This window comes from Methylomicrobium agile (assembly GCF_000733855.1).
GTDB classification, from domain to species: domain Bacteria; phylum Pseudomonadota; class Gammaproteobacteria; order Methylococcales; family Methylomonadaceae; genus Methylomicrobium; species Methylomicrobium agile.
Window position 1 is genome coordinate 1,367,161 of the sequence record NZ_JPOJ01000001.1, and the last position, 17,092, is coordinate 1,384,252.

Below are 17,092 nucleotides of genomic sequence, written 5' to 3' on the forward strand. Positions count from 1 at the left end.
GTTATTATTTCTTAACAAGAAAATTATATATTATTGTTTTGAAATGCCGTACTGGCAGCAATTCCATGGAAAAATTGCCGCCCTAGGCGCAAGGGGTGACAGTTTTTTGAAGAAGCGAGGCGATTTTTTTGAATCGTTTTTATCTTTCGCACCCCATCCAAAACCGGAAAGCGGCAAGAACCGCCCCAGTGCATTCCGGCAAATCGCTGGGACGTTTTAGGCCGGTTTACCGGTATTGAGGACAGCGCGATTGCCTGCAAAGCTATCCGCAATCCGGTAAAAAGAGTTAAAATAGCGGATTTAAACCGCATTTGGCTGTTGCCTCGTAGTATCCCATGCATACAAAATACAAAACCGACGACCTGAGAATCTGCGAAACGAAAGAAGTCATCGCGCCGTTTCAGGTTCACGATGAAATGCCGATTACCGACGAAGCGGCCGAGACCACAGCGAAAGCGCGCCAGCAAATTCATCACATTCTGACCGGCGAAGACGACCGCCTGCTGGTCGTGGTCGGCCCCTGTTCGATCCACGATCCGGCTGCCGCGATCGATTATGCCAAACGCCTGAAGGAGCTCAAGGACGAACTGGCGGAAGACTTGCTGATCGTGATGCGGGTTTATTTCGAAAAACCGCGCACCACCGTCGGCTGGAAAGGCCTGATCAACGACCCCGATATCGATTCCAGCTTCAACATCAACAAAGGCCTGCGCATCGCGCGCCGCCTGCTGCTCGACGTCGCCAGCCTGGGCATGCCGGCCGCGACCGAATACCTCGATCTGATCAGCCCGCAATATATCTCCGACCTGATCGCCTGGGGCGCGATCGGCGCGCGCACGACCGAAAGCCAGGGGCATCGGGAACTGGCCTCGGGCGTTTCCTGTCCGATCGGTTTCAAGAATTCGACCGACGGCACGATCAAGATCGCGATCGATGCGATCGGCGCCGCGATGAGCCCGCATCACTTCCTGTCGATGACCAAGGGCGGACATTCGGCCATTTTCTCGACCACCGGCAACGAAGACGTGCATATCATCCTGCGCGGCGGCAACAATCAGCCGAATTACGATGCGGTCAACGTCGAGAAGGTCGCGGAAGGGCTGATCAATGCGAAGCTCAGGCCCAATATCATGATCGATTTCAGCCACGCGAACAGCTTGAAACAATGCCAGCGCCAGCTGATCGTCGGCGAAGATGTAGCCGAACAAATTGCCGGCGGCGACCACCGGATCATGGGCGCGATGATCGAGAGCAATCTGGTCGCGGGCAAGCAGGACGTGGTACCGGGCAAGCCTTTGACCTATGGCCAGAGCATCACCGATGCCTGCATCAGTTTCGAGGATACCATACCGCTGTTGAATACACTGGCTGCCGCCGTGCGCAATCGGCGGGCCTTTGACAGCAAAGGGGTTTAACGCATGAAGATTACTGTTAACGGTTCAGCCCGCGAATGCGCTGAGCAAAGCACTGTCGCCACACTGATTTCGGAGCTGGAATTGACCGGCAAGAAAATCGCGGTTGAATTGAACCAAGAGATTCTGCCTTACGATCAATACGGCGAATACAAATTGCAAGACGGCGACCGTCTCGAGATCGTGCATGCGATCGGCGGCGGCCAGGACGATACGTTCGTGATCGCTGGCAAAGCCTACCGCTCGCGCCTGCTGGTCGGCACCGGCAAATACAAAGACCTGGAAGAAACCCGGCTCGCGACCGAAGCCTCGGGCGCCGAGATCGTGACCGTGGCGATCCGCCGCACCAATATCGGCCAGAACAAGGACGAGCCCAATCTGCTCGACGTGATTTCGCCGGATAAATATACGATCCTGCCGAATACCGCCGGCTGTTATACCGCCGAAGAAGCGGTCCGTACCTGCCGCCTGGGCAGGGAACTGTTAGGAGGCCATAAACTGGTCAAGCTGGAAGTCTTGGCCGACCCGAAGACGCTGTTCCCGGACGTGGCGCAGACCTATATCGCCGCCGAGCAACTGGTCAAGGACGGCTTCGACGTGATGGTGTACACCAACGATGATCCGGTTGCCGCGAAACGGCTCGAAGAAATCGGCTGTGTGGCGGTGATGCCGCTGGCAGCTCCGATCGGCTCCGGTCTCGGCATCCGCAATCCGTATAACATCCTGACCATCGTCGAAAACGCGAAGGTGCCGGTTCTGGTCGATGCAGGCGTCGGCACCGCATCGGATGCGGCGATTGCGATGGAACTCGGCTGCGACGGGGTGTTGATGAATACCGCGATCGCGGCTGCGAAAAATCCGGTGCTGATGGCCTCTGCAATGAAGAAGGGTATCGAGGCCGGCCGCGAAGCCTTTTTAGCGGGACGGATGCCCAAGAAACGCTTCGCTTCCGCCTCTTCGCCGCTGGAAGGATTGTTTTTTTAATCCTTCTTATTTCTACAAACGCTATGCGCAATATCGCTAAGTTAAGCCGTCATCTCGGCATGGATTGCCGAGATCCAGACTATAGGGATGTATTAAAGCTTGCCATCCGTGGCAACTGGATTCCGGCATTCCCTGCCGGAATGACGCGCCTACCTTAACTTAACGGCATTAACACTATGCGTACCTTACCAATATAACGAAACCCCGAAATCATCAGAAACGGTACGCGCAGCGTACCCTACAACGCGTGTATGCTCTCCACCGAAGTTTCATTTCCCCGCAAAATCCAGAGTTTCATTCGCCGCCAGGGGCGGCTGACCGCTGGCCAACAGCATGCGCTAGACCATCACTGGAAATCTTACGGGCTCGACCCGAACGCCGATTATGATTTTGCCGGGGTCTTCGGGCGCCATGCGCCGCTTTGCGTCGAAATCGGCTTCGGCAATGGGGAAAGTCTGGCACAGATGGCGGCGGCAAATCCGGAGATCGATTACATCGGTATCGAAGTGCATCGGCCCGGCGTCGGCCACCTGCTGATGCTGCTGGCGGAGCGGAATCTGACCAACGTCAGGATCTATTGCCACGATGCGGTCGAGATTCTCGAAAAACGGATTCCGAACGACAGCCTGAGCGGCGCCCACCTGTTTTTTCCGGACCCCTGGCCGAAAAAGAAGCATCACAAAAGACGGATCGTGCAGCCCGGCTTTATCGCACTGCTGAGCAAAAAGCTTAAAGCGGGCGGATATTTTCATGCCGCCAGCGACTGGCAGCCCTATGCGGAACACATGCTGGCGGTATTGTCCGAACAAGAAAAACTGGCGAATACCAGTGAAGCGGGGGGATTTTGCGAGCGCCCCGCCTACCGCCCCTTAACCAAATTCGAACAGCGCGGAATCAGGCTGGGGCACGGAGTTTGGGATCTGATCTTCAGCAAGGCCTGAGCGGTCCGAGCTTGTTGTTCAGACCTGCCAGGTTTTAAAAACCTGGCAGGTCTTCGCCAGGAAGAGATGTCGAATAACGGCCGATCCATCTCACTTGTTGTCGAACTGCAGACCTTCCGTCCGCATCATCTTGATCATAAAGACCAGCTCTTCCCGCTGCTTTCTGATCTGTTTCAATTGTTCTTCCAGGGCAGTGATGCTTTCGGCGACGTTGCCTTTCGATTCGTTGATCTTCCGGAGCATCAGCAGACGGCCGTCGATCTGTTTCTTGTAGTCCTTGATCTGATGCATCAGCGGCGTCATCACGTTGCTGCTCCAGGTCGCCGCGTCGTCGTGCGCCTGTTTCAGGATATGCCGCGCCTTCGCGATCAGCGTGCCGTACAGCTTGTTGATCACGATGCTTTGCTCGGTCATCGTCGTTTTGGCGCTGGCGCGGAATGCTTCACCTTCGGCGAAAATCTGCTCCAGTTCGAGCTGATAGGCCGCAATCGAAAAAAGCTGCGGCTCGATTTCGACAAAACCGTATTCATCCTTGAATTTTTTGTGAATCGCCTTGATCAGCCGGCGGGTTTCGTTCGTCAAATCGACCGAATCCTGCAACAGATCGCGGAGCTCGTCGAACAGTTTGCGCATGTTCTGCTTCATGCTGTAAGTCGTCAGGCTTTTCGCCATGTCTTCGCGGGTCCGTTTCACGATTTCGTCGACCCGCTCTTTGCCGAACGAATCGACCAGCATTTTCGCCTGCGTCAGAAACACTTGGCGGCTGGTCTGGAAATTTTCGACCGTCGCCATGTACTGATTCTGCCTGTCGCGCATTTCGGCCAGCAGCTTGCCGGTCATGTCCTTGTTTTCGAAATCGATCTTCTTGACTTCCTCGAGCTGGGAAATCGCATTGCTGTAAGACACGTCGACCAGACTCAAAGATTCGTTGACCATGAAGCCGATGTCGCGGACGATCGCATTCATCAGGATCGTCCGGCGCTCTTTCAGAATATCGTTGGCCAGATAATTTTCCAGCGTCGCCAGGCGGCTTCTCTCCAGAAGCTCCGGATCGTGCTTGACCTTCGCCAGTAACGCCTGCTTGGCCGATACGGGGAAAATGGCTTTTTCATCGATCCTCAAAATGTCGGCCGACGCCTTGATCTGCGAGTGGATCGCACTTTCATAGCCTTTTTCGCCGGTCAAGTCGTCCCACATCGCGTCGATCTTGTTCATGACGACGGCGACGCTTTGCTTGCTGCCGCTGCTGACCTTGAACACATGGCTGCGCCACATTTCGAGGTCGCTCTTGGTCACGCCGGTATCCGCGGCGAGCAGGAATACGATTGTCTGGGCACTCGGCAACATGCTTAAAGTCAGTTCCGGCTCGGTGCCGAGTGCGTTCAAGCCGGGCGTATCGAGAATAGCCAAGCCTTCCTTCAGCAAGGGATGCGGAAAGCTGATCAGGGCATGGCGCCAGCACGGAATTTCGACTTTGGCGGGATTGAGGTTGCCTTGTTCGGCGGCTTCGCGCTTGCTCCATAAGCCCAGTTTTTCGGCCACCTCGCGATCCACCGACTTTTTCGCCGTCAGCTCCTTGAACGCTTCCTGCATTTGCGTAGGGGAATTGCAATCCAGCGGAATATGCTTCCAGCGCTGCGGCTCTTGCTTCAATTCGATCAGCGAAACATCTTCCAGACGCGTTTCGATATTCAATAAGCGAATATAGCTGCCGCCTTCTTCGTCCCAGAACAATTCGGTCGGCGACATCGTGGTGCGGCCCGGCGCGGAAGGCAGCAGCCGAAGGCCGGTTTCGGCGAAAAACAGCGCATTGATCAGTTCGGTCTTGCCCCGGGAAAATTCAGCCGCAAACGCCAGCGTAATGCGGTCGGATTTGAGGCCGCTCAGCAGGTTCAAAATCGTATTGTCGCTTTCGGCGTCATGCATGCCGTAGCGCAGGCGCCACTGCTGATACATTTCGATCGCCTGCATCAGCTTCGAACGCCACTGTGAATACTCGCGCATTTGCTCTTTAAATTCCAGATTCCTCATGGCAAGCCTTATTATTCTTCGATATGCGTCGGTTAAGAGTCGAATGTCTGGACCAACAAGATGTTGAGATTCAAACGGTTACAAAAAAACCCGGCTATCGGAAACGCAAGCGTTTCCTCAGGCGAATTTGCTTTTAAGTGTAGACCATAATCAATCGAGGCGTAACGGCATGGGTTGTTTTTTGTCTGCCACGGCATGTTCGATCAGATGCCATAGCGGTCGCGATAGGCCGTAATCGCCTCCAATACGCCGGGCCGCTCTCCGGCATGCCCGGTCAGATAACCGATAATATCCGACAGCGTAACGATCGAAACGACCGGCATACCGTAACGTTCCTCGACTTCGCGGATCGCCGAACGGTCGTCCAGACCTTTTTCCTGGCGGTCCAGCGCAATCACCACGCCGGCAGGCACGGCGCCTGCGGCGCGAATGATCTCGACCGATTCCCTGACCGAGGTGCCGGCCGTGATCACATCGTCCAGAATCACGACATTGCCGGTCAGAGGCGCACCGACCAGCGTGCCGCCTTCGCCGTGATCCTTGCTTTCCTTGCGGTTGAACGCGAAAGGCATATCGCCTCCGGTCAATTCCGCATAAGCGATCGAAGTCGTGCTGACCAGCGGAATGCCTTTATAGGCGGGCCCGTACAGAACGTCCGTTTCGATGCCGGACCGGATCAGGGCTTGCGCGTAAAAACGGCCGAGTCGGCCCAGCTTCGCGCCGGTATTGAACAGGCCGGTATTGAAAAAATAGGGGCTGCTGCGGCCGGATTTCAACTGGAATTCGCCGAATTTCAGAACGCCGCATTCGAGCGCGTAACGGATGAACTGTGCTTGATAATCGTGCATGGCAATAAAGATATTTTTAGAGTAAAGAAAACTTCAGGCGATGAAATTCTGTAAAACCGTATCCAGAAAATCCCAGCCTTTTTCGGAACACACAAAACGGCCGCCCTGCCGGATCAGGAGGTTTTGCCGGCAATTGACCGACAAGCCCGGCTCCAGCGCGGCAGGCGCAAGGCCAGTCGCCGCCGTGAAACCGTCGAGCGCAAAACCCCGCTTCAGGCGCAGACGGTTCATGACGAATTCGAGCGGCAGCTCCGCTTCCGGAATCGCCTGCGCCCCGCCTTGCCGGTGCGTATCGGCAAGGTATTGCTCAGGGCCTCTCGGTTTGAAGGTGCGGACGATGTTTCCGGGTAATGCCTGGGAAATTTTCCCGTGCGCACCGGCGCCGATGCCCAGATAATCGCCGAATCGCCAATAATTCAGATTGTGCCGGCATTGCCGGCCGGGCCGGGCGTAAGCCGAGATTTCGTACTGCGCATAGCCGTGCTCGGCCAATAGCGCCTGGCAGGCTTTTTGCGCCGCGAAAATCGACTCGTCGCTCGGCAGCCGCGGCGGAAATTTGTGGAAATAGGTATTCGGCTCCAGCGTCAACTGGTAAAACGAAATGTGCGCCGGCTCCAGGCCGATTGCAATCCGAATGTCGTTGACGGCGCTGTCTTCGCTTGCATCCGGCAAACCGAACATCAAGTCCAGGTTCAGATTGTCGAAGCCGGACCGCTGCGCAATCTCGACCGCGCGGAGCGCCTCGCGCGCCGAATGCACCCGGCCGAGCGCCTTTAAGAACCGGTCATCGAAACTCTGAATCCCGATCGACAGCCGGTTGATCCCGAGCGCACGGAATTCCGCGAATTTACGGCTTTCAAAAGTACCGGGATTCGCTTCGAGCGTGATCTCGGCGTCGTCCTGCAACGGCACCTGTGCCGCAATCCCGCCTAACAAGCGGTCGAACGCTTCCGGCGAAAATAGGCTCGGCGTGCCGCCGCCGATGAAAATGCTCCGGATCGGCCTATTGATCGCATAGCGCCGGATATCCTCGGCCAGATCGTGCAACAAGGCATCGATATAAGCCGCCTCCGGCGCGCCGTCCTTCACCGCATGGGAATTGAAATCGCAATACGGGCATTTTTTGATGCACCAGGGAATGTGGATGTATAAGCTGAGCGGCGGCAACGACTATCTGGAAAAATGATTGGCGAAACGTTCAGTCTATCATGTTCGCCCCAAGGAGGGCATTCGGAAACGCGCCCAAAAACCGAACCTGCCGCCAATTGCCGACGGTGCGGCGCATTACGCCAGCGCCGACGCGCCCTGCGCGGACTCCTTGCGGCGAAATTCGCAAATACTTCTTTCTGATTGACATCCTTCCGCCACCCTCTATAATTGCCGCCTGCTTTAAGGTTCCGTTGGTTCTTCAGAATCAACGGTTAAACGGGAAGCCGGTGAGGAAATTCCAAGACCGGCGCTGCCCCCGCAACGGTAAATAAGTCAAGCGTCATCGATACGCCACTGTGCTCAGGCACGGGAAGGCGATGATGCCGGCAACCAGCCGCTTATAAGCCCGGAGACCGGCCTGAAAGTATCATTCGGAACAGCGGAGGGCTGTGCACGATAAAGCCGCGGCAACTCCCGTCTTTCTCTGCGTTTCATCTTCCGCCCTGTCAATCCCCCAGATGCGCGGGCGGCGCAGAGGATAAAATGCTCGATCCACGATTTTATTTCTTGTTTTCCAGCCTGGTGTTTTCGGCGCCGTTATGGGCCGCGGAAAACGCCGATACCCCAAGCGAAGAAGAAAAAGAAATCAAACCTTCCTATCAATTGCCTTCGGCGAAAGAAGCGGTCGAAACTTACAACGTCAAAGCGCAGGATAAAGCCTTGCTTTCTCCGGTGACCGTTACTGCCAACTCGTCGGTAGCGGACGAGTTGCTGTCCCCCAAGTCGGTAACCATCTATTCGAAAGAGAATATCCGGCAGAGCGGCGTCAGCAATCTGCTGGATTTCTTCAAATACAATACCGAAATCCAGGCGGACCCCAGCTTCGGCAACGTCATCACGCCCCGGCTGTCGATGCGCGGCTTCGGCAACGGCGACGGCTATCAAAACATCAACATCCTGGTCGACGGCGTTTCGTTGAATCAAATCGACATGGTGCCGCAGCAATTGGGCTCCGTGCCCATCGATTCGATCGAAAAAATCGAAGTGGTCAAAAGCAGCGGTTCGGTGCTTTACGGCGATTATGCCGGCGCCGGCACCATCGTCATCCGCACCAACAATTCATTCGACCGAAAGCCGTGGTACGGTTCGGTCAGGTCGGGTTTCGGCACCTACAACACCAAGCTCGAACACATCAATCTCGGCTCCGTCACCGACTTTAAAGGGTTCAAGATTTTGGCGGACGGCAATTTTACCTACCTCGACGCGGAAGGCAAAAAACCGGTGCTCGCGGACGGCAGCAAGGATACGACCGAAAATTTAAACGGCAAAGCGACCTGGGGTTTGCAAAAGGACAATTTCGAAATCCTCACCTCTTTCATCAAGGACGACTCCAATGTCGTCTATACGGGTCCGATGTCCCTGGACACCTTCAATCGGGACCCCAATGCCGCCGTCACCAACGGTTCGCGCAATATCGTGCATAAAGAAGACTGGGTGACCACGATGAAATACAAATTCAGCGACCGCTGGAATGCTGCCTATACCTATGCCAATAAAACCAAGGATTTGAAATACCCTGCCTACAATTATCTGCCGCATTACGAAGGGGAAGACCATCGTTTCACCTTGCAGACGATCCAGAACGATTTCGCCGTGCTGGCCGGTTTCGACCTGAACGACAATCTGCGCGCGGAACCGGGCCAGGTCACCGAAAAGAACAACGTCGCCGGCTTTATTTCGGCCGACTATTTCGTGAACGAACGTTTGTCTTTGAATGCGGGCTTCCGGCAGGCTTTCATCACCTTCAAACACAACAACGACGGAGCGAACAAGCCTTTATCGAAAACCGTCAACCCTGCGAGCGTGAACGCGGCGGCGAATTTCTCTCTGGCCAGGAACGATGCCGTATTTGCAGGTTATTCGCACGCATTTCAATCGCCCGACATCGACCGTTTCTTTTCTCCGGTGTATGCTCCCGACTTTACGCTGATCGGAAAGACCTTCAACGGTTTCATCAATACGATGGAAATGGATACCTATTCGATCGGGTATAAACACCTGGAAGATACGTTTAAAGCGAAAGCGGAGTTTTATTATTCGGATTTGAACAACGAGATTTTCTATAACAGCTCCACCTTCAACGACACCAACTACGACGCGTCTTCCAAGTACGGCGTAGAACTCTCCGTATACAAGGATTTCGCTCTTTTCTACGCCAGCGCCAACTACGTTTATACGGATACGCGCGCCAAAGTCGGCTCGCAAGCCTATCAAATCGCCGCCCAACCGAAACACATCGTACTCGCGACGCTCGGCAAACAATTCACCAGTACGCTGCTGCCGCTGCCCTATCATACGATCAGCCTTTCCCATAAATATCAATCGGACAGTTATGCGGAAGGCGACTTCGACAACTCGTTGGGCAAACAACAGGCTTACAACGCGACCACCTTTACTTACCAGTTGGCGGACCGCAAACACTGGACGGTCGATTTCTCGATCCAAAATTTATTCAACGGCGCGAACGGGCAATTCGTCGATTTCGGAACCGCTAACCCCGTGGTATATCCCATCAATTACCAACGAACTTTTCAGGGCTCCGTCAGCTACCGCTTTTGACAACCTATCAACAAACCCCAACGGCATGTTAAGCGTCGAACTCGATAATCCGCTGGATAAACGCCTCCAACTGTTGGATACTTTAATCTTCCGCGGAGCGAAACTTCTCCGCCCTTATCCTTTATAATAACCGGCTGCCGGATGGACAGACTCGCAAACCGATTGACAGGAGATAATCCGATGAACACGACACAATGGCTGCAAACGAAGTATTTACCCATTCCGCTGATCGCGCTGATGGTGCTGACCCGCTATCATCATTTCGGCGATGCGCTGCATCTGCCCGATGCGTCGCTGGCGGTGTTTTTCTTTGCCGGCTTCTACCGGAAACCCGCCCTGCTCGCATTCCTGTTGATCCTGGCGGGATTGATCGACTATCTGGCGATCGCGAACGGTACCAGCGCTTACTGCATTTCGCCGGCCTATGTCTTTATGATTCCGACTTACGGGGTGATGTGGCTGGCCGGCCGTTATTGCGGCCGATATAAAACCTTCGACCGGATCGGTCTGCCTTTGAACGTCGGCATGCTGATGCTGGCCTCGACGGCGGCCTTCCTCATTTCGAACGGCAGCTTTTACCTGCTTTCCGGACGTTTTGAGGAGGTTGCCCTGAGCGCCTATATTGCCGGCGGCCTGCAGTATTATCTGCCCTATGTCGGCTCGACTCTGCTTTATGTCGCGGCGGGCTACGCCCTGGTCAAATTACTGGCTTTTTTGCCGGCGCTTCAAAGCCGCCACACATCGGCTTAATAGACCGTCATAGACCGTCTCTCTCGCAAGGTGGATGCGCTACCGCTTATCCACCCTACCTGACGGCTGCCTATTTCATCTGCAGCTTTAACCCCGCACAGCAGAAAAACACCCGCTCGCAATGGGCCGCGATCAGTTGCGCGGCCCTGCCGGATAAATCGACATACTGCCTGGCCAGCGCATTGTCCGGAATGATTCCGAGGCCGACCTCGTTCAACACCAGCACCATCGCGCACGGCAATTGCATCGCCGCTTCCAGTTCGGCCAGGATGTCCGCCTCCATCACGCCATGGTAGAGCTGATTGTTCAGCCACATCGAAATGCATTCGACCAGCACCGGACCGGGGCAGCGCTGCAGGACCGCCAGCAGGTTGACCGGCTCCTCGATCGTGACGAACGCATCCTGCCGGCGCTGGCGATGAATCCTGATTCGTTCCTTCATTTCATCATCGACAAACTCGGTCGTCGCCAAATAATAAGGCTTGCGGCCGCCCGCCTGTTCCAGAATATACGCCTCGGCCAGGTGCGATTTGCCGCTTTTGACGCCGCCGGTAAACAAGGTTTTCATAACGCTTCCACAATACGGTCGATGTCGACATGCGCGGCGACCGTTTCCGCAAACCGGCTGATTTCCGCCTCGCGGTAAGCCGGATAGCAAAATCCCCGGTAAGCCGGATCGATCGCCCGGAAATAACCGGTACGGAACGCGTCATGATCGAACACCCCGTGCACATGCGTCCCCGAAATCCGGCCCTGATGGTAAAACAACGGATGTTTCTGCAGGCGGCCGCAGTGGATTTCATAGCCCTGCACCGCCTCTTCCGAAAACAGCCGGTAAGCGCCGCGCGCGAGTATTTTCGGGCTTCGATAGATCACCTCGTCGTCGATCAGCCCCAGCGCTTCCTCGATGCAAGGCACATCGTGTTCGAGCGCATCGGGATCGTGCAGCCTGTTGCACAGCATCTGATAGCCGCCGCAGAGGCCGAATATCGGTCCGTTAAACTGTCGCAGTTCCGCAAACAGCCCCTCTTTCTTCAGCCAGTGCAGATCGCGGATCACGGTCTTGCTGCCCGGCAGCAGCGCCATGTCGAAGCCGGCCAGCGGGCGATAGTGGTGCACTACCTCGACGTCGAGTTCGGGATCGGCGATCAACGCGTCCAGGTCGTTGTAATTGCTGAGCCCCGGATAGGCAATCGCCGCAACCCGGACTTTGACCGCGCCGAGGCGCTGGCGGTAGTTCTGCAGCGACTGCGAATCTTCCATGTCGATGTTCAGCGGCCGGAACGGCACGACGCCCAACACCGGCACACCGAAACGCTCGGCTATAATCTTTTCGCCCTCGTCGAAAAAGCGCCGGTCGCCGCGGAACTTGTTTACGATCACCCCGGCCAGGTTCGCCCGCATCACCGGGTCCATCAATTCGAGCGTCCCGTAAATCGAGGCGAATACGCCGCCACGCTCGATGTCGGCGACCAGGATGTTTTTCGTGCCGAACGTTTTGGCGACGAAGGTGTTCGATAAATCCTTGTCGAGCAGGTTCAGTTCGACCGGCGATCCTGCGCCTTCGGCGACCACCAGGTCGAAATCCGCTCGAAGGCCGTTGAACGCCTTCTCAACCTCGGCCTGCAAAGCGCCGATGTGGTTGTAATAATCGGCGATCGACTGGTTTCGATGGACCTTGCCGTTCACGATCACCTGCACCGAACCGCTGCCTTGCGATTTCAACAGCACCGGATTGAAGCGGCAGCTCGGCTCCGTGCGCGCCGCTTCGGCCTGCAGACACTGTGCACGGGAGATTTCGCCGCCTTCGACGGTCACCGCCGAATTGTTCGAGACATTCTGCGCCTTGAACGGGGCGACCCTGATTCCCCGGTCGGCGAAAATCCGGCACAACGCCATGACCAGGGTGGTTTTGCCGGCGTCGGAACCGGTGCCGAACACGGCCAACGGTTTCATCATCGGTTCAGATAATCGATATAAGTATAATCGTGCTGGCGGCGCAGCTTGTGCACCGAGCCGGGATCGATGCGCAATTGGAATGCATTCGCCGGCGGCAGGTCCAGCACCCGTGCAAGCAGAGCACGAATCGCGCCCGCGTGGGTCACGATCAGCACCTGTTCGTGCGGCTGACTCAACAGCTCCTGCCAGAAGCCGCCGACGCGCTCGCAAAGATCGGTGAAGCTTTCGCCGTCGGGCGGCGCGGTCTCGACGAAATTGCCGGTCCACCGGCTGAGCAAATCGGGCTCGATTTCGTCGAAGCGGCGGCCTTCCCATCGGCCGAAATTCAGTTCAAGCAGCCGGTCGTCGACAATCACGCTCGGCGATAACGTTTCGGCCAATTGCATGCAGCGCGTCAAAGGACTGCTGTATACCGCGCAACACTCGACCGAAGCAGGCAGCTTTTGCCGCAGAGCCGCCAGTTCTTCGCTGAAACCCGGCGACAGTGCCACGTCGGTTTGGCCATAGCACAGCCCGATTTCGGTTGCGGTCCGGGTATGGCGGATCAGATAGATGTCCATGACGCGCCGACGCCCAGATAGAACACCGTTTCGGCGACCTGTTGGCAGGCGCCGAGACAATCGCCGGTATAGCCGCCGATATGCCGATTGAAATACCGGCCCAGCCACAGTGTGGAAAACACGGACGGCAACGTCGCCAGCAGACAACTGGCCGGGAGGAAAACGAACGGCAGCAGCGCCATGGCAGCCGCAAACGCCAGATCGGCAAAACCGGGCCGGAACATCGCGCCGCCGCTTTTGCTGTTTTCGGTCCGCGCATAACGGTATCGCCGCATCAAGAGCAACGGCATCAGCCGGCTCATGCTGTGTCCCGCCAGCAAAATCCAGGGCACGATGCGAACGTCCAGCGAGCCGAGCAAACCGACCTTCAGCAGCAATAGCAGCATCAGGCCGAGCGTGCCGTATACCCCGATCGCCGAATCCTTCATGATGGCGAGGATGCGTTCCTTACCGTAACCGCCGCCGAAGCCGTCGCAAACATCCGCGAAGCCATCCTCGTGAAAAGCGCCGGTGATCCAGATACCGGCGATCAGCGCAATCACCGCCGCGACCGTCGTCGGCCAGAGCTGCACCGCCAGATAATATGCCCCCCCCGACAAGCCGCCGACAATCCACCCGATCATCGGCAAAAAGATCGCCGATTGCGGCAATTGTTGATAATCGAGATTTTTCGGGCACGGCAAACGGGTATAAAAGCTAAGCGCCAACAACAAACGTTTTAGATTGAACATTGAGCTTGATGAGTGAATTGAGGCTTCCACTTCGGGAATGGGATCGGCTTGCTTTAGCGCAATGATCTGACATGCGGGTAATTGGTAATTTTACTGTCTACCGTCATCAAGGGACAATCATAGAGCCGGGCTGTCGCCACGATAATTTGATCGGCGGGATCGCGGTGAAAAGGTTGAGGCAAACGGGTTGACTCTATATCCAAATGTGGGTGTCCAACAAAATCACCGGAGCGACTCCCAATCATTCAGTGCCACCGACTCGGTCGGTTCTGAATAGCGAATTTTTGTACCACGCAAGGGATAGGTTCGGGCTGTATTTTGCTGTTCTTTTTCACGCTGCAATCCCAAACGGAAATAATGTATCAAATCGTATACTTCGGCGAGCTTTTCGGCTGGAATATGCTTTATTTCCTCAATAATTTGCTCATGTAATAGCATTTTAATCTCCATTTTCGAATCGGTTCATCGTAACACGAGCGCCGCCGGCAAAAATTTTTTATTTGGTCCCTTTCCAACGTCCGGCAATAAAATCCAGCGCCTCCTTAATATTCAGATCGCGGGTCGCGCCGCCGGTGCGCACATAGAATTTTTGCGTATTGCCCTGCTCGACGAACACCGGCCGGTTCGCCGGCGAGACGATCAGGCGGCAGACGTGCTTGCCGTCGATCACATGGAACAATACGTGCACGAAAGCGCACAGGTCGGCGCCGAGGTTCGCCGAAATCGCCGTCATCACCGCCTGTTCGAAGCCGTCCTGATCCGGCCGCTTCAAGGTTTGATAATCTTTCTCCAGCCCGATCACTTCGCCGTTGTCGGCCACGCCGATCAGCAAAGTGCCGCCGATAGAACTGTTCAGGAATCCGGCCACGGTCTTCAGAATCACGCCTTCCAGCGCACGATTGATCCGCGATTCCGCCATGTCCCAGCGCAATGACGATTTGAATTCCAGGTGAGGGCCTTCGCCCTGGCGGATGATCGACGGCAAATCCTTGTCCAGTTCCATTTTCAAATAATCGATATGGACGAAACGCTGATGGATCAGTCTGAATAAAAAGAGCGAGAGCAATCCGACCACCGCGCCGATTTCCGCATAGAACATCAGCAGCATCAAGTTATTGTGCGAAATCCTGCCCATCACCATGTCGGCGATCTGCCCGAACATATACTCGAACGAAGAGAGCGGATCCACAGACTGCTCGCGCGCGCTGATATAATCGTAGCTCGGCGCCAGAATCAGCACGCCGATCAGCGCGCCGTTCAAGGCCGCGGCCAAATACAGTTTCAATTGCTGCCGCCAGATTCTCAGTATCAGGATGAAAAATCGCTTCATGCTCGCTTCAGTTTTCCGCAGGGCGAAAAGGGATCGTGAAGATAGGGATTTTCAGCAGTTTCACCGCTTTGGGTCGACGCCGGCCTGCTCGAAGCTGGCCATCTCGTTCAAAAACGAGACCGCCGACCGCAGTAGCGGATAGGCCAGCGCGATACCGGAACCTTCGCCCAACCGCATGTCGAGATTCAGCAAAGGCTCTGCATTCAGATGTTCCAGCAAGGCCCGATGCCCCTGTTCTCCCGACATATGGCTGAAAACGCAATAGTCGAGCACGGCAGGATAAATCTTCGCCGCCGCCAGCAAGGCGCTGCAGGCGATAAAACCGTCGACGGCGATCAGCATGCGCAGTTCGGCGGCTTTCAGATAGGCGCCCGCCATCATCGCGATCTCGAAGCCGCCGAAGGTGGCCAAGACTTCGGTTGCGCCGGTCAATCCCGGATGGCGGGTTAACGCCTGTTTTAAAATCTCGAATTTATGATGCAGTTGCGCATCGTCAAGACCGGTCCCCCGGCCTATGCAGCGTTCCAGCGGCAAGCCGGTCAGACGGTGCATGATCAACGCCGCAGAAGACGTATTGCCGATTCCCATTTCGCCGAAACCGATGCAGTTGCAGCCCCGATCATACTGCCGCCGTACCAGCTCGGCTCCCCTGCCGAGCGCCGTTTCGCCTTGTTCGAGCGTCATCGCCGGCTGTTCCAGAAAATTGGCCGTGCCCTTGCCGATACCGGCATGAATCAAACCGGGCAGCGCCGAAAGGTCGGCATTCACGCCGGCATCGACGATCCGCAAATCGATTCGATGCTGCCTGGCAAACACATTGATCGCTGCGCCGCCCGCGGCAAAATTGGCGACCATCTGCGCAGTAACCGTTTGCGGATAAGCGCTGACGCCGGCCGCGGCGATGCCGTGGTCGCCCGCGAACACGATAATGCAGGGCTTATCCAGCGAAGGCGTCAGGCTGTTCCGTACCAGTCCGATCCGCAGCGCCAAGGTTTCCAGTTGTCCCAGCGCGCCGAACGGTTTGGTCTTTTGATCGATTCTGGCCTGCAGAGCCCGCTCCAGGGTCCGGGGCAGCGGCCGAACATCAAACATGGCCGGCACGGCTGTTCCAGCGGTTTTCGAACAACAGCTCGTCGAGCGGCATCCGCTCCGCCCAGCGCTCCTGTTCCAGCATCGGTTTTTCGTAAAACCGTTCGACATGGCCCAGGCACAGGATCGCGGCCGGCCGGCTGCCTTCGGGCATCGCCAGCAGGCGTTTCAGTTCCTCAGGCTCGAACAGCGAGACCCAGCCCATGCCCAAGCCTTCCGCGCGCGCCGCCAGCCAGAGATTCTGGATCGCGCAGGCCAGCGATGCGAGGTCCATGTCCGGCATCGTGCGCCGGCCGAACACGGCCTTTTCGCGCTGGTCGCAGAGTGCCGCGACCAATACGACCGCGCAGTCGAGAATGCCTTCGACCTTCAGTTTCATGAATTCGTCTTCGCGCTCGTGCAACGCTTTGGCGGTCCGGACCCGCTCCTGTTCGACCAGCGCATGGATTTGCCCGCGCAAGGCGTTCGAGGTAATCCGAATGAACCGCCACGGCTGCATGAAACCCACGCTGGGCGCCTGATGCGCCGCATCGAGCAGGCACCCGAGCACATCGGAAGTGATCGGATCGGGCAGGAAATGGCGCATGTCGCGGCGCTCGTAGATCGCCCGATAAACGGCGGCGCGCTCCGCCTCGGAATAACGGTGTTCAGTCATCGGACCGGTAAGAATCGAGCGTTCGCTGTAAACT

The 17,092-nt window shown here is 56.3% G+C and carries 17 protein-coding genes and 1 riboswitch; of the genes, 5 read left to right on the plus strand and 12 right to left on the minus strand.

Annotation, left to right across the window (positions count from 1 at the left end):
• Positions 1–23 precede the first annotated feature (23 nt).
• Positions 24–311: a hypothetical protein gene (locus CC94_RS23645; RefSeq protein ID WP_157203393.1), complete on the minus strand. Its 288-nt coding sequence runs from the start codon at positions 309–311 to the stop codon at positions 24–26.
• Between the two features lie 24 nt (positions 312–335).
• On the opposite strand from CC94_RS23645, the gene aroG reads away from it, so the two are divergent.
• From aroG to trmB, 3 genes are all read left to right on the plus strand, one after another.
• Positions 336–1,415 (plus strand): 3-deoxy-7-phosphoheptulonate synthase AroG, encoded by a 1,080-nt coding sequence (aroG, locus tag CC94_RS0106550; RefSeq protein WP_005374973.1) that lies wholly within the window; start codon positions 336–338, stop codon positions 1,413–1,415.
• A 3-nt stretch (positions 1,416–1,418) separates the two neighbouring features.
• Positions 1,419–2,396 (plus strand): sulfur carrier protein ThiS, encoded by a 978-nt coding sequence (gene thiS, locus CC94_RS0106555; RefSeq protein WP_031430276.1) that lies wholly within the window; start codon positions 1,419–1,421, stop codon positions 2,394–2,396.
• Between the two features lie 251 nt (positions 2,397–2,647).
• Entirely contained in the window at positions 2,648–3,337 is a 690-nt protein-coding gene (gene trmB / locus CC94_RS0106560; RefSeq protein ID WP_031430278.1) for a tRNA (guanosine(46)-N7)-methyltransferase TrmB, read from the plus strand.
• 90 nt (positions 3,338–3,427) lie between these two features.
• Here trmB and CC94_RS0106565 read toward each other — a convergent pair whose 3' ends face one another.
• From CC94_RS0106565 to hemW, 3 genes are all read right to left on the minus strand, one after another.
• Complete coding sequence (locus CC94_RS0106565) at positions 3,428–5,368, minus strand: dynamin family protein (RefSeq protein WP_031430279.1); 1,941 nt, start codon at positions 5,366–5,368, stop codon at positions 3,428–3,430.
• A 203-nt stretch (positions 5,369–5,571) separates the two neighbouring features.
• The gene (pyrE, locus tag CC94_RS0106570; protein WP_031430280.1) at positions 5,572–6,216 is read right to left on the minus strand and encodes an orotate phosphoribosyltransferase; all 645 of its coding nucleotides are present in this window, start codon (positions 6,214–6,216) and stop codon (positions 5,572–5,574) included.
• A gap of 33 nt (positions 6,217–6,249) precedes the next feature.
• Positions 6,250–7,383 carry a radical SAM family heme chaperone HemW gene (gene hemW / locus CC94_RS0106575; RefSeq protein ID WP_031430282.1) on the minus strand — a complete coding sequence of 378 codons (1,134 nt, stop codon included), beginning with the start codon at positions 7,381–7,383 and terminating at the stop codon, positions 6,250–6,252.
• Positions 7,384–7,591: 208 nt separating this feature from the next.
• Positions 7,592–7,801: riboswitch (cobalamin riboswitch) on the plus strand.
• 107 nt (positions 7,802–7,908) lie between these two features.
• Between hemW and CC94_RS0106580 the strand changes: the two genes are divergently transcribed.
• Positions 7,909–9,984 carry a TonB-dependent receptor plug domain-containing protein gene (locus tag CC94_RS0106580; RefSeq protein WP_031430284.1) on the plus strand — a complete coding sequence of 692 codons (2,076 nt, stop codon included), beginning with the start codon at positions 7,909–7,911 and terminating at the stop codon, positions 9,982–9,984.
• A 180-nt stretch (positions 9,985–10,164) separates the two neighbouring features.
• Positions 10,165–10,734, plus strand: a complete 570-nt coding sequence (locus CC94_RS0106590) for a hypothetical protein (RefSeq protein ID WP_031430286.1) — start codon at positions 10,165–10,167, stop codon at positions 10,732–10,734.
• A 70-nt stretch (positions 10,735–10,804) separates the two neighbouring features.
• Here the strand turns inward: CC94_RS0106590 and CC94_RS0106595 are convergent, their stop codons facing one another.
• From CC94_RS0106595 to bluB, 8 genes are all read right to left on the minus strand, one after another.
• Positions 10,805–11,302 (minus strand): bifunctional adenosylcobinamide kinase/adenosylcobinamide-phosphate guanylyltransferase, encoded by a 498-nt coding sequence (locus CC94_RS0106595; protein WP_031430288.1) that lies wholly within the window; start codon positions 11,300–11,302, stop codon positions 10,805–10,807.
• Positions 11,299–12,693: a cobyric acid synthase gene (locus CC94_RS0106600; RefSeq protein ID WP_084675310.1), complete on the minus strand. Its 1,395-nt coding sequence runs from the start codon at positions 12,691–12,693 to the stop codon at positions 11,299–11,301. The genes CC94_RS0106595 and CC94_RS0106600 overlap by 4 nt, the downstream gene beginning before the upstream one ends.
• Entirely contained in the window at positions 12,690–13,253 is a 564-nt protein-coding gene (gene cobC, locus CC94_RS0106605) for an alpha-ribazole phosphatase (protein ID WP_005374989.1), read from the minus strand. Before cobC ends, CC94_RS0106600 begins: the two co-directional genes overlap by 4 nt.
• Entirely contained in the window at positions 13,238–13,984 is a 747-nt protein-coding gene (gene cobS / locus CC94_RS0106610; RefSeq protein WP_005374990.1) for an adenosylcobinamide-GDP ribazoletransferase, read from the minus strand. The genes cobC and cobS overlap by 16 nt, the downstream gene beginning before the upstream one ends.
• A 222-nt stretch (positions 13,985–14,206) precedes the next feature.
• On the minus strand, positions 14,207–14,422 hold the full coding sequence (locus CC94_RS22900; protein ID WP_005374991.1) for a hypothetical protein: 216 nt from the start codon (positions 14,420–14,422) through the stop codon (positions 14,207–14,209).
• Positions 14,423–14,480: 58 nt separating this feature from the next.
• Entirely contained in the window at positions 14,481–15,314 is an 834-nt protein-coding gene (locus CC94_RS0106620; protein ID WP_005374992.1) for an AlbA family DNA-binding domain-containing protein, read from the minus strand.
• A 60-nt stretch (positions 15,315–15,374) separates the two neighbouring features.
• Complete coding sequence (cobT, locus tag CC94_RS0106625; protein ID WP_031430290.1) at positions 15,375–16,406, minus strand: nicotinate-nucleotide--dimethylbenzimidazole phosphoribosyltransferase; 1,032 nt, start codon at positions 16,404–16,406, stop codon at positions 15,375–15,377.
• A complete protein-coding gene (gene bluB, locus CC94_RS0106630) occupies positions 16,399–17,058 on the minus strand; it encodes a 5,6-dimethylbenzimidazole synthase (RefSeq protein WP_031430291.1) in 660 nt (219 codons plus the stop codon). The genes cobT and bluB overlap by 8 nt, the downstream gene beginning before the upstream one ends.
• Between the last annotated feature and the right edge of the window lie 34 nt (positions 17,059–17,092).